Source organism: Occallatibacter sp. (genome assembly GCF_049510455.1).
Taxonomy (GTDB): domain Bacteria; phylum Acidobacteriota; class Terriglobia; order Terriglobales; family Acidobacteriaceae; genus Telmatobacter.
Map to the genome: position 1 here is coordinate 1 of NZ_JBEKYX010000035.1, position 20589 is coordinate 20589.

Here is a 20589-nt window from a genome sequence, read left to right on the forward strand (position 1 = left end):
GAGTTATCCTGTGCAAGGTTGATTCCGAAGCGGTGCATTTTGTGTGGGTTATGGCGGTTTCCACAGTGCTTATAGAAATCTTTATGCCATCCTCATTCTGAAACTGTGCTGGATGCATGGTTTGGAAGTGGTTTGGTTTCTGCGAGTTGCGGAAAGTGGCCCGATTTGCGGCTGAAATCTTCATGCGATCTTTATTTCGGGACTGTGCAGGTGAGTTTTGGAAAAGTGGATGTAACTTGTTTCATGGTTTTAACCGTATTATTTTCATTTATTTATATGGATTTGGTTACCAAAATCCAGAAAAATATGTTTCGATCTTCAGGCTGGAAAAGCATACCTCAGGGGCTAAAGCCCCAGCCGTCCTGCTGGACTTATTGCCAGGGATAAATCCCCGGCCTACCTCCTGTGCATTCGTGTCATCCATAGTGCGGAAAAGGGAACGGCCCGAACCGGTTAAGGTTCGGGCCGTGGCTTTTTTCGGCTCATTATGAGTAAAGCATATTTGGGGTTAATTGCATGCAAACTATCTGATGGGGGCAGGGCAAACACATTTGAAAATCAGTTGAACTCTTGAAGGTACTTTTCAGGTGTTCTGGGGGGCTTGAAGTTGTTTATATGGCAACTTCGAGGTTTTCGCAGGAGAGTTTGGCTCAGTTTGCGGAATGTTGGGAGGGTCTTGAGGATCCTCGCCACGGAAATGCGGGGCTGCACGATTTTCACGAATTACTGGCTATCGCGCTCTGTTGTGTTTTGTGCGGCGGACAAGGCCCCACGGACATGGCTCTTTTTGCCCGCGCCAAGGAGCCCTTTCTGCGCAGCTTTCTCACGCTGGCCAATGGACTTCCCAGCCACGACACCTTCAATCGCTTGTTTCGCGATCTTGCCCCAGAGCAGTTTCGCGAGTCGTTTCAACGGTTCATGGGCCAGTTCTCCGGGCAATTGCAGGGTGTGGTGGCCATCGACGGCAAGGTGTTGCGCCGTTCGTTTGATCGGGCCAGTGGCAAGTCACCCCTGCACATGGTTTCGGCCTGGGGATGCCGGCAGCGGCTGGTGCTCGGGCAGATCGCCACCGACGCCAAGTCGAACGAGATTACGGCGGTTCCCCAGTTGCTCAAGATGCTGAGCCTTAAAGGCGCCATCGTAACCACCGACGCGCTGAACTGCCAGCGCGCGATTGCCGAGCAGATCGTGGAGCAGAAGGGGGACTATGCACTGGCGCTGAAGGGCAATCAAGGCACATTGCACGACGATGTGGTGCTGCTACTCAACGATCCGGATGCGCCGCGCACCACGATGCCGCCTGTGGTGGAGGCCGATCACGGCCGCATCGAGACCCGCACGGCGACGGTTTCCACCGAGATAGGCTGGCTCGACAATCAGCACCAATGGCCAGGGCTGAAGGCCATCGGCAAGGTGGAGCGGAGACGCGAAACGACGGAGAAAACCACCACCGAGACGGCTTACTACCTGCTCAGTTCGGAACTAACCCCGGAGCGATTCAATGAGGTGGTTCGTCAACACTGGAGCATCGAAAACAGCCTGCACTGGCGATTGGATGTGGTGATGAATGAGGATCAGGACCGAACCCGCGCCGGAAATGGAGCGCACAATCTGGCCGTGCTGCGCCATATGGTCCTCAACGCCATGCAAAAAGAGGGCTCGAAAGGCTCCCTGCGCGGCAAATTCAAACGTGCCGGATGGGATGACCGCTTCTTATACAGTCTCTTGCAGATGTTTTGAAATGCGTTTGCCCTGGTGATGGGGGGGACGGTACGAAAGGGTATTGGACTTTAGTAATGGGAGGAGGGACGAAGGGATATGGGGATTAAGAAAACAGAGACGCGTCCGATCGGGGCTTTGCGGGTTACAGGTGGCTGAAATTGCAAGTAGCGACATGGGTCATCTGCGGGCAGGAATGGGGATGCAGTTACCGAATTGGCACCTTTTATAAAAGTACGAATTCGTGAACATTCACGGCATTGAAATCCACAGGCGGGTTCACTAGAATGCGTGAATGTTCACGGAGTAATAAATGGACGCTACTGCCCTCGAAAGACAGCACCGACGCATCTCCAGGTTGAAAGCACAAGGCGTATTCCGGTCAACGATTCTTGTCCATCAAGAATGTAAGTCAGTCCTTGATGACTTGCGGCCTTTTCTGCTCGACCCAAACAAAGGCAAGCAACTGGTGATGTTCACCGAGGCGATGCAGAGCGCCGCGAAGCCTATCAACGTGGCTCAGGTTAGGCAACTAAGTCCACTGCGCTACCCCGGTGGAAAGACCTGGCTGGTGCCGGAGATTCGCAACTGGCTCGTACTGGCAAAGCATCGGCCGTCTATGCTTGTGGAGCCCTTTGCCGGTGGCGCTATGGTTGGCCTCAGTGTTGCAGGCGAGGACTTGGCAGACCATGTTTTTCTAAGTGAACTTGACGGCGACGTAGCGGCACTATGGGCCATCATTTTCCAGGGAACCGATGAGGACGTTAGCTGGCTGTGTAGACACATTCTTGAATTTGATGTGACGCTTACTAACGTCAAGCACATCATCGGTTCCGCTCCCGATACTCTCCGAGCACTAGCCTTTCGCACTATCGTTAAGAATCGGATGCAGCGCGGCGGAATCATGGCCGAAGGCGCGGGTCTGACCAAAGTTGGCGAAAATGGCAAGGGCTTGCTCTCCCGCTGGTATCCAGAAACGCTCGTCAAACGCATCGAGGCACTGCGCTTTCTCCGGCATCAGATTACGTTTGAGCACAAGGATGCGTTTGAAGTGATCCGACTTTACATCAAAGACCCTAACGCCTATTTTTTTATCGACCCACCCTATACTGCCGGAGGCAAGAGAGCCGGGAGCCGACTGTATACGCACAGTCAGATCGACCATGAAGCGCTGTTTGCGCTGATGGCAAAGGCAAAGGGTTCTGTGATGATGACCTATGACGATGCGCCGGAAGTGCGCAGGCTGGCGAAGCAGTACGGATTTCGTGTGGTTGAGATTCCAATGAAGAACACCCACCATACGATCATTCGCGAGTTGTTGCTTATGAAACCTTGAAGGCCTTATTGGCTTTGGCCGCATTTCCGATAACGGCCTTCAGGTTGTCTGTGAAGTTGGATTTGGCTAGGGGCTCTGTTGCGTTCAGCGCCTTCCTTGAGCTTTCCAATGTGGTGTATCGAACCGCATGGGCCTTAAGCTTCATGTCTTCACCATAATCCACAATGAACCACACAACCGTTGAGTTGTCGCGCTTGGCTTTTTCGTTGCTTCCCGAATACGCCTCATCCAGCCTGCTCATGTTTTCGTAGAAGAACCTGTCGATGACGACCGCGACTTTTTTGCCCCAACTCACCAACACTGGAACCTTCACATCTAGCTGCGGTGAAAGCCGTTTCGGGCCGCTGCTACGATAGTCGGGCCTTCGCTTGCCGAGCGGAAACAGGACAGGCGAAGGGTCCTTTGCATAAGCATCAAACTCCACGATCATCTTTCCACCAGAAAAGTAGAGAGCCTGTGTCTCGACAGCTGCCCACTGCAAATCAGTAGCCGTCATTGTGTGGGGATTCACCACAATCCAATCGATCCGGCCGGCTTTGTGCTCTTCGTCATCGCCTTGGTCATCATCCTTGACCTCGAGTTCCGTCACCGCGACGGCAGCTTCGGATAACTTTCGCAAAAATGGTGTTTCCTTCACGATTGTGGGATTGGCTATATCAAGCATTTTTTCTGAAACCCAAACAAAGACGCTTTTGCCCTCTTCAATATCCTGAATGAATCGAGACGGGCAAGTAGTAACGATCTTGTCGCCCTCTACCGCTACGCCGATCCCGTGTTCCCCCTGCGCATATTTTCTGATTGAGCAGACGCCGCCTCTTTTGTGGCACTTCGCGTTGGGAATGAGCGTGGATAGGAACGGGCAAACAGGCGCTTTCGTTGCTGCGCCGGTCGCGGCTTTGATCTGCATTGCAGCTAGTGTGCCGCAGCTCTTGCGCTCTTCCGGTGTCATGCCGGTAATGTCTTTCCCGTACCATTCCGCGACGCTGTACCTTGGCGCAACTGGGCGGGGCTTCTTGGTTTTCCGAGCTGTGGCGGGCATTTCCCAATAATAGTCGCGCTCTGCCGCGCCAAGCGCAAAGAAATCTCTCACGTTCAAGTTTCGTAAAAAGTAGATTTCGAAGCGGATGGAATTGAATCTAAGGAGACTATGGCACGATTTTGCGAGGATCGAGGCCGCGTCAGATGTAGTGGATCAGTTTGAGTGAATAGACATCCCGCAGGGGCTAAAGCCCCATCGTTTTTCGGACATTTTCGACTGAAGTTGTGCCCTGTTACAAAACCGGTCCGGCCAGATTTGTCAGACGCTGCCTAAAGCCCCCGTTTTCCTGAGCATTTTGTGGCATGGCGAAAGGCTGTGCCCAGATTGCGGACAAAGTCAGTCAGGCGGTTTTAAGGAAAAGTCCGGGGCTGAGGCCCTCTTGAATGCATTGACCTTATTGGTGAGGCTGAAGCCTCACGCTCCCTCCGGAAAAGCGAAGATGGGGTCTTTCATCAGGCTGGGCACGAGTGAACTCGCGCCCTCTTACAAAACCGGTCCAATTTGAGTTTTTCCGCAGCCTGTGAAGCCTCTCTTTCTCATCTCGCTTGTTGTCAGGACCTGAAGGCTTCTGCTCCCTGCGGCTCGATGCTGACTTGCCTTGCTCGGATACTTTCCAGGTTTTATTGCGTGGATTCGCCGGATTGTGGTAACTAATTCTTTAGTTGTGTCGTCTAACCCTGCAGAAGGAGTTTTCAGGCAATGCCTCCGAAGCCATCGAATACGTTGACGCCGGCCGAACTGAGGCTGATGAAGATTCTGTGGACGCGCGGGGAGTCGGCGGTTGCCGATATTGCCGCGGCTGCCGCGGATGAAAGCCCCCTTGCCTATACCTCTGTGCTGACGACGGTGCGGATTCTGGAGCAGAAGGGGTATGTGACGCACCGGCAGCATGGGCGGGCGTTTCTCTACTCGCCGTGCGTGGCGGAGGATGAGGCGAGCCGGAGCGAGATTCGGCATGTGCTGGAGCGGTTCTTTGGCAACTCGCGGGAGCGGCTGGTGTTATCGCTGTTAGGGGATGACGAGTTGACTGCCGATGAGCTGAAGCGGCTGAAGGAGCGGATTGCCGCGACGCAGGAGGACGACCAGGTGAGCGGAATGGCAGACAGAATGAGAGTGCGGCGATGAACGATTGGCTCACTGCTTTGGGTCCGGTTGCGGCTTCAGCGCTGGTTTCCGCTTTATGGGAGGGAGCCGTGCTGGCGGGGCTGACGTGGGCTGTGCTGCGGGCTTTTCCGCGGCTGAGCGCGGCGGCGCGGAGCACGGTGTGGCTGGGCGTTTTTGCGCTGCTGATCGGGTTGCAAGTAGCACCGTTGATTGCGAGACCTGCTGACGCGGTTGCAGCTCCGGTGGCGCATCTGGATGTGCGGTGGGGCTATGCGGTGCTGGGGCTGTGGATGGCGCTTTCGCTGGCGAGGGCGGTTCAGCTTGGCGTTGGCGTGGCGCATTTGCGGCGGCTGGCCGGGCGGGCGATGGAGCTGCCCGCGGGAGCTGGGTTCAGCGAGACGGTGGCGGGCAGGCGGGTGCGGCTGTGCGTTTCCGATGAGATTGCCAGGCCGAGCGTGATTGGGTTCTTTCGGCCAAAGATTCTGATTCCGGTCAAGCTGATGGAGAGCCTGCCTGAAGCGGAGCTGAAGCAGGTTCTGATTCATGAAGTGGAGCACCTGCGGCGCGCGGATGACTGGACGAACCTGCTGCAGAAGCTGGCGCTGGTGGTGTTTCCGCTGAATCCGGCACTGGCGTGGGTGGAGCGGCAACTGTGCGCGGAGCGCGAGCTGGCCTGCGACGATCGCGTGCTGGAGGCGGGCAATGGGCGCAAGGCATACGCGATGTGCCTGGCGCACCTGGCCGAACATGCAATGCTGCAGCGCGGGATGAGCCTGGCGCTGGGCGCGTGGGAGAAGCGGCCTGAGCTGGTTCGGCGCGTGGAGCGGATTTTGCGCGGCGAGCGGACGCTGGGACGGCCACTGGCTATTGGCGTGACGGGTACTGTGATGGCGGCGAGCCTGGTGGGCGCGCTGGCGCTGGCGCGGAGTCCGGAGATGGTGAGCTTTGCTCCGGTGGCGCAGGCGGAGATGGCTTTGAATGAGGCGCCGGGCGTGGAAATGGATGGCGCGAAAGCTCATCTGGTGAAGATGACGATGCCGGTTGAGGCGCACGCGATGGGGACGGTTTGCCGTTCCCACCCTGGCGGCAAAAACAAAGACGCCGCGAGAGTGGGGCACCCGATGAAGGCCGCGGTGCTGTGGCAGCCGGAGTTGAGGCTGGCCGGTCTGCGGAAGCGGGTGGAGAAGGCTCCGGGTGGCAATGATTTGCTGGTGATGACGGAATGGAATGACCTGGGCGTGCAGCAGCGGGTGATCTGGGCGATGCTGCGCGAAGGCAGGGAGCCTTCAGCGGCTGTGGTTCCGGCGGTTTATTTTGTAGCGACGCCGAATGGCTGGCTGATTGTGCAGATTTGATGGAGCAGGGACAAGGGACAAGATAGATCCCTCGGCTAAAGCTCAGTAGTTTTTGAATATTCATGGTGCGGGCTGGCGCTCGTACGATTCAATAAACAATGCAGGATCAACAACATGGGAGTGAACGAACATGCGAGAATCAACTAATCATTTAGTTGCGATTGTGAAGCGATTTGGTGCTCCGGCGGCGATTGCGGGAGCTTTTGCTCTGGGCGCCGTGCTTTTTGCGGGGCACGGGAATGTGTTTGCCTCATCGGGTAACGGCGTGGCGCCGCTGGACGAAGAATCTACGGCTGCGCTGACTTCGCTGGACCATGCGATGGAGGCTGTGAGCTCGCGTGTGACGCCAGCGGTGGTGAACGTGGCGGTAACGGCGAAGGTGGACGCGAAGGACGGCGGCAACGAACAGATGCAGCAGATTCCGCCGGAGCTGCGGCGGTTTTTTGGCGGCATGGGCGGGCAGCAGCAGGGACCGCAGATTGAGCATGGGATCGGGTCTGGCGTGATTATTTCGTCCGATGGCTACATTGTGACGAATAATCACGTGGTGGATGGCGCTACGCAGGTGAAGGTGACGCTGCACGACCGTCGGATTCTGACGGCGAAGGTCATTGGAGTGGACAAGCTGACCGACCTGGCGGTAATCAAGGTAGATGCGAAGGAGCTGCCGGCGATTGCGTGGGGCGACTCCAGCAAGCTGAAGCCGGGACAGACGGTGCTGGCGTTTGGCAGCCCGTTTGGACTGAGCGGCACGATTACGCGCGGAATTGTGAGCGCGCTTGATAGGCCGAATCCGTTTGCAGACCAGGATCGCCGGAAGCCGGGTGGTTACATTCAGACGGATGCTGCGATCAATCCGGGCAACTCCGGCGGCGCGCTGGTGAATGCACATGGGGAGCTGGTGGGCATCAACACGGCGATTGTTTCCGAGAGCGGCTCGTTTGCCGGGGCTGGATTTGCGATTCCTGTGCAGATGGTGCGCTCGGTCTCGGAACAGTTGATTGCGCACGGAAAGATTGAGCATGGATACCTTGGTGTGAATTTGAATGACATTACGCCGGAGAATGCGCAGTTCTTTAACATTTCCGATGCGTCAGGAGCGCTGATTGCGCAGGTTCAGCCGGATTCCCCTGCGAGCAGCGGCGGGCTGAAACAGGGCGACGTGGTGAAGGAAGCAAACGGGCAGACGGTGGATTCGGGTAGCGCGTTTCAGATGGCCGTGAGCCAGATGCAGCCGGGACAGGCATTGAAGCTGAACGTCGTTCGCGATGGCAAGCCGCTGACTCTGAGCCTGACTGTGGGAGCCTTCAAGGATAAGACTGAAGAGGCTGCAAATGAAGGCGGCGCTGCTGAGAACAAGGGACGCCTTGGGGTTTCGGTGGGCGACCTGAGCGACGATGTTCGGCAGCAGTTCCAGATACCGGCGCGGGTAAAGGGCGCGGTAGTTGAGGATGTGCGGCAGGGCAGCCCCGCGGAGGATGCGGCGATTCAGCCGGGAGACGTGATTGTGGAGGTGAATCGCAAGCCGGTGGCTTCGGCCAGCGAAACGTTGAGCCAGATTCATGCGGTTCCGGATGGAAAGGATGTGCTGTTGCTGGTGTGGTCGCATGGGAATGCGAGCTACCGGACGGTGCATCCGGACGCAGAGTAAGGACGAGTCACGAAGGACGAGTGACGAGGGACCGGAGCTTAGGCTCCGGTCCTTTTTTGTGCTGTGATTTGGGGTGGGTGCGGAACAGCCTGCAATAGACTGGCAAGAACAGGCTATGCGGACGGCGATCATTGGCGGTGGAATTGCGGGGCTTGCGGCGGCGTATGAGCTGGAGCGGGCCAGCGGGGAGTACGCGCTTTTTGAGGCTGGGAACCGGCTGGGGGGCGTGATTTCGAGCGTCACCGTTGCTGGGAGTGCGCTGGAGGATGGACCGGATTCGTTTCTAACGGAGAAGCCCGCGGCGGCGGAGCTTTGCCGTGAGCTGGGGCTGGGCGATGAGCTGATTCCGTCGAATGATGCGCACCGGAAGACCTGGGTTGTGGTGGGAAAGCGGCTGGTTGCGTTGCCGGATGGACTGATGTTTCTGATTCCGACCAAGCTGATGCCGACGGCGATGACGCCGCTGTTTTCACTGGGAACGAAGATTCGGATGGGAATGGAGCTGATGCATCCGCCGCGTAAGGGCGAGGCGGATGAGAGTGTGGCTTCGATGGTGGAACGGCATTACGGCGCGGAAGTTGTGGATCGGCTGGCTGGGCCGCTGTTGAGCGGGATTTATGGCGGCGAGGCGAGCCAGTTGAGCGCACGGGCGGTGTTACCGAAACTGGTGGAGATGGAGGCGAGGTATGGCTCGCTAACGCGGGCGATGCTGGCTGTGATGAAGGGAAGGCCGACTGGCGACGGGGCGAGACCAACGTTTACGACGCTGCGCGGCGGGCTGCAGCAGATGATCGATGCGCTGGCCGCGAAGTTGAAGCCGGAGGCGATTCGGTTGAAGACGCCGGTGCGGATGCTGGAGCGCGTGGCCGATGGCTGGAAAGTGACGACGGACGCCTCGGCTCAAAATTCCGGAAGCGAAGTTTTCGATGCGGTGATTGTGGCTACACCGGCCTGGGTGGCTGCCGATCTGCTGCGGACAGTGGATGCGCAACTTGGCGAAGAGCTGGCGGGGATTCCGTACTCGTCGTCGATTGCGGTGAACCTGATGTATGACGAGGCGAAGCTGGGGCCGCTGCCGGAGGGATTCGGGTTTCTGGTTCCGGCGAGTGCGGGACGGGCGATGCTGGCTTGCACTTTTGCGCACAGGAAGTTTCTGGGGCGGATTGCACCGGGTAAGGCTGTTTTGCGGGCGTTTCTGGGCGGTGTGCGGAATGCGGCTCTGCTGGATCAGACCGATGAGGTGCTGATTGCGATGGCGCGGCGGGAGTTGAGCGAGATTCTTGGCTCGCACGTGGCGGGGCTGCAGATTGAGCCGGAGCAGACGCGGGTGAGCCGCTGGCCGCGGGCGATGGCGCAGTATGCGGTGGGGCATCTGGAGCGGGTGAAGCGGATTCGCGCGCATGTGGATGCGCTGCCGGGACTGCATCTGGTGGGGAATGCTTATGACGGGATTGGGATTTCGGATTGTGTTCGGTTGGGACGGAAGGCGGCGCGGGGGATTTTAGGTTGAGTTGGATAGTGGGAGAACTGGCGGGAGTGCTTTCCAACCCATGCGCGGAAAGCTGCGCATGGATGGGGCGCACGCTTCTGTCAGTTAGCTTCCGTGTTATCCCAGGTCCTCAGCAGATGACTTATTTCACATTGACTGTTACATCAGGAGTTACACCCGTTCCAATCACCTGTGTCATGATCATCATGGGCAGATCCCGGTTAACCTTCAACGAAATCGGAGCATTCGGGTCGATTCCACGCAGGGGTATGCGCAGGTCGTAGTAGCTGGGAGCTGCCTGCAAAGCTTTCCGTATCGCTCCGCGCAGGGATAATTTATCAATGCCCATCTGATCTGGCATGTAGCCGCCTCCACCGCGGGCAGCATCACGTGCCAACGGTGCCAACTCACCCCTTGCATCTACCTGCCTGATGGATCTTCCATTGTCCACAATGAAGAGGTCTGCCATGGCATCTTCAGCCTTTGGCCCCACCCAATAAGGAAGATTTGCCCCGTCTGGGTTTGTATCGCCCACGTAAACCACCACTCGGCGTCCGAGAAACGATTGCATCTCCTGAAGCGCGGCCTTAGCCGTAACTGAAGAGCCGGCCAGCGCGGCGAAGTTGTGGCGTAACTGGTCAGGGTTTGTAGCATAAGCAGATACTTTTCCATCGATTTGAGCAACTGCTACCTGCCATCCCAGAGGCCAGACAGACTTGAGTTCTGCAAGGATAGGAGAAAATAAAGCGGGTGAATTTGCAGTCTGCGCGTCAACGTACACAAGTAAACGCGTTGGAATGTAAGGCTGGGTCACGATTTTCACGCTCAACCTTGGTGAGACAACCTGAACCGGAAAACGCCGTCCCCCCTGGGTCAGTACAAAATCTTTTGGCGCTATATGTACAACCGATTCTCCAGGAGGTGTCAGATAACCAATCGGTGCTGGAGGGGGTAGCTGCACTCGTACTTCGACATGGAGAAATTTATCTTGGTGTTTCGGCTCGCCAGCAAGCAGTGGAGCCTTTGAGTCCAGCATCATCAAAAGCACGATGCTGAAGGTCACGCTGTTTGTCCACTGGGCGCGCATACTTCATTTGACACGTTGCGGATGGCATTTGTTTCAAGCATCGAGCCGGGCGCTTGCCTTACAGGCCGCCGGCGGTGCCGAGCAGGATTCCTATGCCGTAGGTGACTGCGCCTTCGATGGCGCCGACGAGAGTCATTTCTAAGCCTGAAGACCACCAGGAGCGGACGGTGATGAGGCTTTTGGCTGCGCCTACTGCGAAGTGCGCGATGAGCGAGACGATGGCGGCCACGATGATGGCTGTGACTCCGCTTAAGAAGAAGAACGGGATGACTGGGATGATGGCTCCGACGGCGGTGGAGAGCGCGCCGGAGAGCGCGGAGACCATCGGCTTCGATAGCGCTTCTTCACTGGAGCCGAGGCGCTCGCTGACGAGGGCGCGGACGATCTGATCGGGATCGGAGCCGATGTGGTCGGCTACGTGGAGGGCGTCGTCTTCGGGCAGGCCTTTGACCTGGTAGTAGAGACCGAGCAGCTCGCGGGCTTCGGCGGGGTTCATACGGACGGCTTCGCGTTCGCGGGCGACTTCCGCTTCGTAGATTTCGCGCGTGCTTTTGGCGGCGAGATACGCGCCGGAGCCCATGGAGAGCGCGGATGCGATCATGCCGGAGAGACCTGCGAGGAGAACATACTTGCTTTCGCCCGCAGTGGCGCCGGAGACGCTGGAGACGATGCCGAAGATGGCTCCGAGGCCGTCATTGACGCCGTAAATGGCGTCACCAATCCATGAGCCGGGCTGGCGGCGGCCCTTGTCGCGCTTGGCGAGCATCTCTTCGAGGACGGCTTTGGGATCGACCTTATGCGCGCCGACGACGGAGCGGGCGTGATGGCCGCGCAGGAGCGAGCCCAGCTCGCGGTGATGCTGTTTTTCGTCTTCGATGACGTGATGGAGGATTTCGACGGAATCTTCGTCGCCGAGCTGCTTGAGCTGGGTGCCGTAGTTGGCGATGTGACGGCTTTCGTCGATTTCAAGGCGGCGGAGCGACATGGGGATTCCGCCGATGGCGCTTCTGAGCGAGCCTGCGTCGCCGCTGGGCCCACCTTTATAGACGGGATCGGGACCGCCGAGCTGCTGGATGCGCTGCTGCCAGAGTGCGGCGTGCTCCAGCTCAGCGGCGGCGAGATGGCGCAGAACCTGGGCGCGGACGGGGTCGGTGTCGCGGTCGGCGATGGTTTTGTAGGTGTGGTAGCCGGCCATCTCGGCCTGCCAGTTGGCTTCGAGAGCTTCGAGGACCTTCTTCAGGCGAACGCCGGTTAATGCTTCCGTTGCCACGCGCGCTCCTCTGGTGAAAGTCGAGGATAGCAGGAATGGGCAAGGGACCGAGGGATAAGGAAACTTCCCTCGGGGGTGAAGCCCAGTTCTATTGTGCGGTGTTATTGGCACGACTAAACAGGTTGCGGAAAAAGGCAGATTTGGTGAACGAACATTCACAGGGCCTAAAGGCCAGACACGTTTTTGCGATAGTTACGGCACGAGTAAACTCGTGCCCTGTTACAAAGCCGGTCCGATTTGAGCTTTTCCGCAAGCCGTGAAGCCGCGCCCTGATACAAAACAACTCAAGCTGATCTGTTGTGTATATTTCGTCCTCTATTCACTAGCGGCTACGCGCTGTTACATTTGTGTGTCAGCGGCAGAGCTGAAAATCTGTTCGAAAAAATCTGGACGAAAGCGGGAACCGCCTCTCATGGCCACGCGATCCACACCTCCGGCGGCGAGCGCGCCGAACTATACGGGACCGTTTATTACGGTTGCTGTTCTGTTCTTTATCTTCGGATTTATCACGAACCTGAACATGTCGCTGGTGCCGCATCTGAAGGCGATTTTTGACCTTCCATTTGGCTGGGCGATGCTGGTGGAGTCGGCGTTTTTTCTGGCTTACTTTGTGTTCTCCTCGCCGGCGTCGCGGCTGATTCAGGCGATTGGCTACAAGAAGACGATGGTGGCCTCGCTGTTTATCCAGGTGGCGGGCTGCCTGCTGTTTGTACCGGCTGCGAAGCTGGTGAGCTTTCCGCTGTTTCTGGGCGCAATCTTTGTGGTGGGCGCGGGTGTAACGACGCTGCAGACGGCGGCGAATCCATACGTGGCGATTCTTGGACCGGAAAGTTCGGCCCCGGTGCGGCTGACGCTGGCGCAGGCGCTGAACTCGCTGGGCGGCACGATTGCTCCGATCATTGCGGGTCACTACATTCTTACCGATACTGCTGACTTTTCGAGCAAGGCGGCGGTAGCCAATACGGTTCGTGGGCCATACCTGGCGATTGCGGGCGCGCTGCTGATTCTCGGCGTCATTGTCATGTTCCTGAGCCTGCCGCACGTGCAGAATACGCAGGAGTTCCGGCCTGGCAAAGAGGGAGATCCAGTTCTCTCACGCAGCATCTGGAGCTACCGTCATACGGTGCTGGGCGCAGTGGGCATCTTCCTATATGTGGGCGTGGAAGTTGGTCTCGCCTCCATCAGCGTTAATTACTTCCTCTCCCAAGGCGTCGATGGCTCGGGCATTGCTGCCTTCTTTACGAAGCTTGGAGGGTTTGGAACGCTTATTACACACATGCTTGGTCCATGGACGAGCGTGGCTCTTGCCTCCACGCTGGTGGCAGCCTACTGGTTCGGCGCGCTGATTGGCCGCCTGCTGGGCTCGTGGATGCTGACGGTAGTAAAGGCGGGCAAGCTGCTGGGTATCTTCGGCTTCGCGGCGCTGTTCTTTGTGTTTGTCTCCATGTTTACGCATGGCTGGGCGGCGATTATCGCGATTGTGCTGTGCGGCTTCTTTAACTCGATCATGTTCCCGAATATCTTTGCGCTGGGCATTGCCGGCCTGGGACCGATGACGAGCAAGGGATCGGGGCTGATTATGACGGCGGTGGTGGGCGGCGCGATTGTGCCGCTGCTGCTGGGAGCGCTGGCGGATAAGATCGGAATCCAGCATGCGCTGATTATTCCGGCGATTTGCTACCTGTTCATTGCGTATTACGGACTGTGGGGATCGAAGCCGGTGCGGACTGTAACGGCGTAAACTTCAGCAATTCAAGAAAGAGCCCTTCGGCAGATGCCGGAGGGCTTTTCTTTTGCTTCGATTTGTATGCGTCTCTTTCGTTGACGTTTGCCGGGATGCCAAATGTGATCCCGAGAGGTTCGACACCTTAAACCTGGCTGAATCTTTAACACTCCCGTAAACCGAGTGTGTAAGGGTCGTATAAGGAACATTTCTGCGCAAGTGAGCCTGAATCCAGATTCTCAGTGGGATTTTTTGTTGTGCAGGCAGGTGTTGTTCCAGCAGGAAACAGTAACAGCTACGGTAACGCAGCCGCATCCAGCGGCGCGCCAGCCATCTATGAAGTCAGGGCTTGTTTGGGGCCCCTCTTACGCGGATCGCATGTGCATCCGCATCTTTCAAGGAGAGCCATTTTATGAAATTTTCCACGATTCTTCAGCGCGCTTTCTGCTTCGCGCTGCTTGGTGCCGGGTTAGTGGGGATACTTTCCGCGCCCGCCGCTTTGCGCGCGCAGAGCACTACAGAAGGCGCGATTGCCGGCACGGTGACAGATCCCACCGGCGCAATCATTTCTTCCGCAGCAGTCACGCTGCACAACAACGATACGAATGCCGAATTCAAGCTGGTCAGCGATTCGAGCGGCTACTTCAAGGCTCCGCTGGTGACGCCGGGAACTTACACGGTGATCATCTCGGCGAGCGGCTTTGGAGAGTACAAGGCCACCGGCGTGGCGGTAACGGTGGGTTCGCTGACGGAACTACATCCGGAGCTGAAGACCGGCTCGGCGGTGGAATCGGTGCAGGTTTCGGGCGAATCCCCGGTTCTGCAATTCGAGTCGCCGGAGCTTTCGAGCACGATGACCTCGAAGGAAATCCTCGATCTGCCGCTGAACGGCGGACGCTGGAGCGACCTGGCACTGCTGACGCCGGGCGCGCTTTCGGACTCGAACGGTTTCGGCTTGATCGCGTTCCGCGGCATCAGCCCGCTTTTGAATAACGTTGAGATTGACGGCGCGGACGACAACCAGGCGTTCTTCTCAGAAGAGCGCGGACGTACGCGCGAAGGCTACTCGACCTCGCAGATCGGTATTGCCGAGTTCCAGGTGAACACGGGCGTTTACTCGGCGGAATATGGCCGCGCGGCGGGCGGCGTGATCAACTCGGTGACCAAGAGCGGAACAAACAAGATTCACGGACAGGCGTATTTTCTGGACCGCGATAACGACTGGGGCGCGATTAACCCGTTCACCACCTTTACCAGCGTGACGGAGCCTGCTGCCGGCGGCACACCGAACATCGAGACCGGCGTGCCCTTCCAACCAAAGGACTGGCGCAAGCGCTGGGGCTTTGGCGCGGGCGGTCCGCTGATCAAGAACAAGCTTTTCTGGTTCTATGCATACGACCAGTACCGCCGGAACTTTCCCGGCGTATCCAAGCCGGCAACGCCGAGCGCTTTCTTCAATCAGTGGGCAGACCTGTCGCTGAATGGCAACGGCTCCTGCAGTGCGACCTCGACCAAAGCAACATTCACACCCGCAGAAGGCAGCTCGCCCAGCAATGGCGACTATAACGCCTGCGTGCTTGCGTATCGCGTCTTTGGCGGCAACTACGCCACGGCGGCAGCCAATTATGACCAGCTTCTGTTCGGTTCGGCGGTTTCAAGCATTACAGGTCTGACGAGTCCCGGCCTGTTGGACGACACCGGCACCACACCGCGTACCGGCGACGAAGTGCTGAATACACCGAAGCTGGACTGGCAGATCAACGACAAGCTGCATGCGAGCTTCCTGTATCACCGGCTGCGCTGGGATTCACCGGGCGGCGTGCAGACGGAGACCTCGAACAACTACTCGATTGACGCCTTCGGCACGGACTTTGTGAAGCTGGACTATGGCATGGCCAAGCTGGACTGGATCATCAGCCCTTCGCTGACCAACCAGTTCCGCTTCCAGTATGGCAAGGAATTGAACGATGAAGGCGAGCAGCCCTTTTCGAGCTTTACCAGTGCGTATCTGAACAACAACACGGGTACACCGGTGCAGCTTGGTATTGACGGCACTCCATACTCGACCTCCAGCAGCTCTCCCACTACCAACGATGGTTTCACCGGCGGCATGCCGTACTACTCTTTCCGCACTGCGTATCCCGCTGAGTGGAAAGACCAGGTGGGCGACACCGGCTACTGGACGCATCACAATCACACCTTCAAGTTTGGCTTTGATCTCCTGCGCAACTCGGACGAGATCAACAACCTCTTCGAGTCGAACGGCGTTTACACATATACAACCTTCGGCGATTTCTTTGCCGACATCCTGAAGCCGAACGGTACCTGCGACTCCGGCGGAACGGAATATGGCCTGGGCAAGTATGCCTGCTACTACAACTACACCCAGGGGCTGGGAACGCCGGTCTTCTCTATCACCACGATTGACTATGGATTCTTTGGCCAGGACGACTGGAAGATCACGCCGCGCCTGACGCTGAACCTTGGTCTGCGCTACGACTACGAGCATGTACCTCCGCCGTATCCGTCGCTGATCAGCACTTCACTGCTGACGACGACGTTTCCCTATGCCGCGGCTCAAATCGGCAACAAGCCGGACGACAGGAACAACTTTGGTCCTCGCGTTGGTCTTTCATGGGATCCTTATGGGACGGGCCACACGGTGGTGCGCGCCGGCTATGGGCTGTACTACGGACGCATCCTGAACGGCGTGGTTCTGAACGCATACGAAGCTGCGGGCAGCGCCAACGGCCAGTACACGATTCCGGGCATTTTCGGCGAGATTCCGAACGGAACGACGGCGCCGGCATTCCCACAGGTCATTCCCAACAACGGCTCGTACTCCACGCCGAGCGTGGACTTCTTTGCCAAGAACTTCCAGAATCCGCAGGTTCATGAGTTCGACTTCAGCGTGCAGCGCGAATTCGGTCATGGAAACTACCTGACGATGAACTACATGGGAGCGTTGGGCCGTGAGCTGCCGAACTTCCTGAACATTAACCTGAATCCTTCCGCCATGAAGGAGGGTGTGCTGACGATTGCGCCTGCAACAACAGGTGGATCGTGCGGACCGCTGGCCTGCGGAACGCAGATTTCAACGCCCTTCTACACCAAGACATTGAATACCTCCCACTACGGCAGCATCACCGAGGTGGCGAGCAACATCAACTCCAACTATCATGCGGCGGTGGTGGAGTTTCAGAACCGCGGCAACCGGTATGCGCAGTTCGACGTGAACTACACGTGGAGCCACGCGCTGGACTACAACCAGAACCAGTCGACCTCACCGAGCACGAACAACTGGTGGGATCCGAACGGTAACGCTCGGGCCAACTACGGAAACTCGGCCTACAACGTGCCGAACCGCTTTGTGGGCTGGGCGCTGCTGCAGTATCCGGGTGGCCACCATGGCTGGCAGAAGTATCTTGAAGACGGCTGGCACCTGAACCCGGTGCTGCAGGTTCAGAACGGTCTGCCGTACTCGGCTGGCGTGAGCGGCACGATTACCGGCGCGTACAGCTCTGGAGTCACGGGTTCGGGCAGCTCCGGTTACCTGCTGCAGCTTGGGCGCGATGGCGTTCAGCAACCGACGACACTCGATCTCGATGTGCGGCTGCAGAAGGACATTCACTTAACCGAACGATTCAACCTGGAACTGGTGGCGGAGGCATTCAACCTGGCCAACCATCTGAACGTGACGAGCGTGAACTCGACGGCTTACTCGATCGGCAGCTGCGCGGCTTCTGGCACTGCAGAGGCCTGCAAGCTGAGCTATCAGCCGTTTGTTGCCGGCACTACAGGCCTTACCGGCCAGTCGGGCTTTGGCGCAATCACCAACGCGGATTCCACCTTTGTGTACAGCCAGCGTCAGGTGCAGCTGGGCATGAAGTTCGATTTCTAGACAACACGCAAGAGCAAATGAATGCGGCGGCCCGAAAAGGCCGCCGCATTTTTGTTGTGCGTGAATGCTTACCAGATGGTTTTGACGGGGTATTGCTTGATTTTTGCGTCGTTGGTTAGCAGGGGGACACCGAGTTCCTGCGCTTGAGCGATCAACATGCGGTCGAAAGGATCGCCGTGGAGGTGATCGAGGTGCGCGAGGCGGGAGATGTGCTCAAGGCTAACGGGCAAAAGCGAGAAATCGAGCTTTTGGAGAAGATCTGCGATCTCGTCGATGCTCAACCCATTTGTGCTAAGTTTTCCTAAACTCATTTTGATTGCAATTTCCCAGAGCGAGACGTGGCTGACCCAACGCCTGCTTTCCCGGTCTTCTAACATCTTTTGAGTTTGCCGGGAGATTCTTCGGTCGTCGAAGATCCACCACAGAAGCGCATGCGTATCAATAAGGACTGTCACCGCTTGTGCACTCCATTTTTGTGCGATTTTTTGCGCTTGCGCGACTTCCTGGCAGCTTTCTCCTGGCTTACCATTTCCTCTGTGTAGAGCAGTGGACTTTCATTGAATGACTTTGCAATTTCTTCGTCGAGCTTTGGGTCGAAGAAATCGGGAGAAATTTTAAGTGAATTCTTGAGCATTTGCTTCGCGGCATCCCGTTCCGCAATTCTGCCAGATGGAACCTGAAGATCTACCGGTACGAGGCGCACGACGGGCTTGCCGGCGCGGGCGATGACGACCTCTTCACCTGCCTCCGCTTTGAGAATGAGCTGCGAGAGGTTTGTCTTGGCGCGATGGATGTTGACTTCCATGCGGGAAGTGTAGCATGGGTTAGCTTAGCTAGACTTAGCTAAGCTAACTATTTTCGCGACCTTTCGCCATCTCGTAGAGCTTGAGTATTGTGTTCCAGTTGCGTCCGGTACCGATGACGCCGATGGCTTTGTCGAGCGTCTTTCCGGTGAACCTGGTTTCGCCGGCTCCGTCAGGGAAATGGAAGTAGACTGCGTCGTGGTTGAGAGTGTAGCGGTCGCGGCGGCCTGGGTATTTGGTGACGATCGCGGCGAGGGCCGCTTCCGCGTCTTTACCAGCGGGGCCGGCGAGAAAGGCGGCGTGTACCAGGGCGCCGTTGGCTGCGGCTGCGGTGGCGTAAGGATTGGAGTCGATGAGGCGCTTAAGCTGATCGGTGGTGCGGACGATTACGCCGGCGGGAGCGCCCAGGTGTTTTTCGAGCGCTTTGGTGATGTCGGAGACTATTTTTTCAGGTTTGGCGCTGGTTTCAAAGACGGCGTTGCCGCTCTGGATGTAGGTTTCTACGCGCTTGTAGCCGAGCTTTTCTAGGAGTGCGCGGAAGTCGGCCATGGGGAGTTTGCCTGTTCCGCCGACATTGACTGCGCGAAGGAGGACGACGTAGGTGGGCATGGGACCACTAAGATCATGATGCATGGCGTGGATGCGCAGAGGTAGAACTCAAGTGAAAAGCATACCTCAGGGCCTGAAGGCCCAACCTATTTCGCGTGAATTATTGCCGGGGATAAATCCCCGGCCTACCAACTTCGCTACGGATAGATGCGGTGGAGGGTGCGGGCGAAGGGGATGGTTTCGCGGACGTGATCGAGGCCGCAGACCCATGCAACTACGCGCTCAATGCCCATGCCGAAGCCCGCGTGCGGGACGCTGCCGTAGCGGCGCAGGTCGAGATACCACTGGAAAGATTCGAGGGGCAGGTTGTGGGCTTCAATGCGGCTCTTGAGCAGGTCGTAGCTGGAGACGCGCTGCGAGCCGCCGATGACTTCGCCGTAGCCCTCGGGAGCGAGTACATCGAGGCATAGCGCGTAGGTTGGGTCTTCGGGGTCCGGCTCCATGTAGAAGGCTTTGACTGCAGCGGGGTAGCGATGGACCATGACGGGCTTGTCGAACTGCTTGGTGAGCCAGGTTTCATCGGGTGAGCCGAAGTCGTTGCCGTACTCGAAGGCGTGTTCGAGCTCGCCTTTGGCGTGGGCTTCGTTGAGCATCTTTGCTGCTTCGTCATAGCGCAGGCGAGGGAAGGGCGGGACGATGGCTTTGAGCTTTTCAATGTCGCGGCCGATGACTTCCAGTTCCGGCGCGCGGTTCTTTACGACGCTCTGCACGATGTGCGAGAGGTAGTTCTCGGCGAGCTGCATGAGGTCGTTGAGATCGCAGAAGGCGACTTCGGGCTCGACCATCCAGAACTCGGTGAGGTGGCGGCGGGTCTTGGATTTTTCAGCGCGGAACGTCGGGCCGAAGCTGTAGACCTTGCCGAGGGCGAGCGCGGTGGACTCGATGTAAAGCTGGCCGGATTGCGTGAGGAAGGCCGGATCGCCGAAGTAATCGACGGGAAAGAGCGTGGATGTGCCTTCGCAGGCCGCGGGGGTGAGGATGGGCGGATCGGTGCGGATGAAGCCGTTCTGGTCAAAGTATTCGGCGGCGGCGCGCATGATCTCCGCGCGGATGCGGAGTATGGCGGACTGGCGCGGTGTGCGGACCCAGAGATGGCGATGCTCCATGAGGAACTCGACGCCGTGCTCCTTGAGGCTGATGGGGAATGGGTCGGACTCGGGAACGCGCTGGATGACCTGGATGTTTTCGACGTCGAGCTCATAGCCGCCGGGGGCGCGCTTGTCGGCACGGACGCGGCCGGTGACGATGACGCTGGACTCCTGCGTGAGGCCTTTGAGGGTCTCGAAGACCTCAGCGGGTACGGATTTTACGTGGGCGACGCCCTGCACGGTTCCGGTGCCGTCGCGAAAGATGGGGAAGAGCAGCTTGCCGCTTTCGCGCAGGTTGTAGAGCCAGCCTTTGAGGGTGACGGACTGGCCTTCGTGCTTGCCGAGGGTGGAGATGGTGGCTACGGGGGCGGTTTCTTCCGATTTCAAAACGATTTCTTCAGACATGGAATACTCT

General features: G+C 57.8%; 15 protein-coding genes. 8 read left to right on the top strand and 7 right to left on the bottom strand.

Annotated elements, in window-relative coordinates:
* The first annotated feature begins 645 nt into the window (after positions 1 to 645).
* Together ABSG47_RS08335 and ABSG47_RS08340 are read left to right on the top strand one after the other, a co-directional pair.
* Positions 646 to 1740 (top strand): ISAs1 family transposase, encoded by a 1095-nt coding sequence (locus ABSG47_RS08335; protein ID WP_424168826.1) that lies wholly within the window; start codon positions 646 to 648, stop codon positions 1738 to 1740.
* 292 nt (positions 1741 to 2032) lie between these two features.
* Positions 2033 to 3055: a DNA adenine methylase gene (locus ABSG47_RS08340; RefSeq protein WP_424168766.1), complete on the top strand. Its 1023-nt coding sequence runs from the start codon at positions 2033 to 2035 to the stop codon at positions 3053 to 3055.
* Here ABSG47_RS08340 and ABSG47_RS08345 read toward each other — a convergent pair.
* Complete coding sequence (locus tag ABSG47_RS08345; RefSeq protein ID WP_424168768.1) at positions 3042 to 4145, bottom strand: NotI family restriction endonuclease; 1104 nt, start codon at positions 4143 to 4145, stop codon at positions 3042 to 3044. The genes ABSG47_RS08340 and ABSG47_RS08345 overlap by 14 nt on opposite strands.
* A 648-nt stretch (positions 4146 to 4793) precedes the next feature.
* On the opposite strand from ABSG47_RS08345, the gene ABSG47_RS08350 reads away from it, so the two are divergent.
* From ABSG47_RS08350 to hemG, 4 genes are all read left to right on the top strand, one after another.
* On the top strand, positions 4794 to 5219 hold the full coding sequence (locus tag ABSG47_RS08350; protein ID WP_424168770.1) for a BlaI/MecI/CopY family transcriptional regulator: 426 nt from the start codon (positions 4794 to 4796) through the stop codon (positions 5217 to 5219).
* Positions 5216 to 6553: a M56 family metallopeptidase gene (locus ABSG47_RS08355; RefSeq protein WP_424168772.1), complete on the top strand. Its 1338-nt coding sequence runs from the start codon at positions 5216 to 5218 to the stop codon at positions 6551 to 6553. Before ABSG47_RS08350 ends, ABSG47_RS08355 begins: the two co-directional genes overlap by 4 nt.
* 130 nt (positions 6554 to 6683) lie before the next feature.
* A complete protein-coding gene (locus tag ABSG47_RS08360) occupies positions 6684 to 8204 on the top strand; it encodes a Do family serine endopeptidase (protein ID WP_424168774.1) in 1521 nt (506 codons plus the stop codon).
* A 115-nt stretch (positions 8205 to 8319) separates the two neighbouring features.
* Complete coding sequence (gene hemG, locus ABSG47_RS08365) at positions 8320 to 9714, top strand: protoporphyrinogen oxidase (protein WP_424168776.1); 1395 nt, start codon at positions 8320 to 8322, stop codon at positions 9712 to 9714.
* Between the two features lie 121 nt (positions 9715 to 9835).
* On the opposite strand, the gene ABSG47_RS08370 is transcribed toward hemG, so the two are convergent.
* The gene (locus tag ABSG47_RS08370; RefSeq protein ID WP_424168778.1) at positions 9836 to 10756 is read right to left on the bottom strand and encodes a hypothetical protein; all 921 of its coding nucleotides are present in this window, start codon (positions 10754 to 10756) and stop codon (positions 9836 to 9838) included.
* An 82-nt stretch (positions 10757 to 10838) separates the two neighbouring features.
* Complete coding sequence (locus ABSG47_RS08375) at positions 10839 to 12050, bottom strand: VIT1/CCC1 transporter family protein (RefSeq protein ID WP_424168780.1); 1212 nt, start codon at positions 12048 to 12050, stop codon at positions 10839 to 10841.
* A 412-nt stretch (positions 12051 to 12462) separates the two neighbouring features.
* Between ABSG47_RS08375 and ABSG47_RS08380 the strand changes: the two genes are divergently transcribed.
* On the top strand, positions 12463 to 13791 hold the full coding sequence (locus tag ABSG47_RS08380; protein ID WP_424168782.1) for a sugar MFS transporter: 1329 nt from the start codon (positions 12463 to 12465) through the stop codon (positions 13789 to 13791).
* 394 nt (positions 13792 to 14185) lie between these two features.
* Positions 14186 to 17674: a TonB-dependent receptor domain-containing protein gene (locus ABSG47_RS08385; RefSeq protein ID WP_424168784.1), complete on the top strand. Its 3489-nt coding sequence runs from the start codon at positions 14186 to 14188 to the stop codon at positions 17672 to 17674.
* Between the two features lie 68 nt (positions 17675 to 17742).
* Here ABSG47_RS08385 and ABSG47_RS08390 read toward each other — a convergent pair whose 3' ends face one another.
* The 4 genes from ABSG47_RS08390 to asnS form a co-directional block, all read right to left on the bottom strand.
* The gene (locus tag ABSG47_RS08390; protein WP_424168786.1) at positions 17743 to 18129 is read right to left on the bottom strand and encodes a type II toxin-antitoxin system VapC family toxin; all 387 of its coding nucleotides are present in this window, start codon (positions 18127 to 18129) and stop codon (positions 17743 to 17745) included.
* Positions 18126 to 18479, bottom strand: a complete 354-nt coding sequence (locus ABSG47_RS08395) for a type II toxin-antitoxin system Phd/YefM family antitoxin (RefSeq protein WP_424168788.1) — start codon at positions 18477 to 18479, stop codon at positions 18126 to 18128. Before ABSG47_RS08395 ends, ABSG47_RS08390 begins: the two co-directional genes overlap by 4 nt.
* Before the next feature lie 43 nt (positions 18480 to 18522).
* Entirely contained in the window at positions 18523 to 19110 is a 588-nt protein-coding gene (locus tag ABSG47_RS08400; protein WP_424168790.1) for a DUF1697 domain-containing protein, read from the bottom strand.
* Between the two features lie 113 nt (positions 19111 to 19223).
* Positions 19224 to 20579 carry an asparagine--tRNA ligase gene (asnS, locus tag ABSG47_RS08405; RefSeq protein ID WP_424168792.1) on the bottom strand — a complete coding sequence of 452 codons (1356 nt, stop codon included), beginning with the start codon at positions 20577 to 20579 and terminating at the stop codon, positions 19224 to 19226.
* Positions 20580 to 20589: the final 10 nt, after the last annotated feature.

Bases quoted from the DNA above. Each gene is read 5' to 3' on its own strand.
- ABSG47_RS08340 (WP_424168766.1), top strand. From the start codon at position 2,033: ATGGACGCTACTGCCCTCGAAAGACAGCACCGACGCATCTCCAGGTTG.
- ABSG47_RS08350 (WP_424168770.1), top strand. From the start codon at position 4,794: ATGCCTCCGAAGCCATCGAATACGTTGACGCCGGCCGAACTGAGGCTG.
- ABSG47_RS08355 (WP_424168772.1), top strand. From the start codon at position 5,216: ATGAACGATTGGCTCACTGCTTTGGGTCCGGTTGCGGCTTCAGCGCTG.
- ABSG47_RS08360 (WP_424168774.1), top strand. From the start codon at position 6,684: ATGCGAGAATCAACTAATCATTTAGTTGCGATTGTGAAGCGATTTGGT.
- hemG (WP_424168776.1), top strand. From the start codon at position 8,320: ATGCGGACGGCGATCATTGGCGGTGGAATTGCGGGGCTTGCGGCGGCG.
- ABSG47_RS08380 (WP_424168782.1), top strand. From the start codon at position 12,463: ATGGCCACGCGATCCACACCTCCGGCGGCGAGCGCGCCGAACTATACG.
- ABSG47_RS08385 (WP_424168784.1), top strand. From the start codon at position 14,186: ATGAAATTTTCCACGATTCTTCAGCGCGCTTTCTGCTTCGCGCTGCTT.
- ABSG47_RS08395 (WP_424168788.1), bottom strand. From the start codon at position 18,479: ATGGAAGTCAACATCCATCGCGCCAAGACAAACCTCTCGCAGCTCATT.
- ABSG47_RS08400 (WP_424168790.1), bottom strand. From the start codon at position 19,110: ATGCATCATGATCTTAGTGGTCCCATGCCCACCTACGTCGTCCTCCTT.
- asnS (WP_424168792.1), bottom strand. From the start codon at position 20,579: ATGTCTGAAGAAATCGTTTTGAAATCGGAAGAAACCGCCCCCGTAGCC.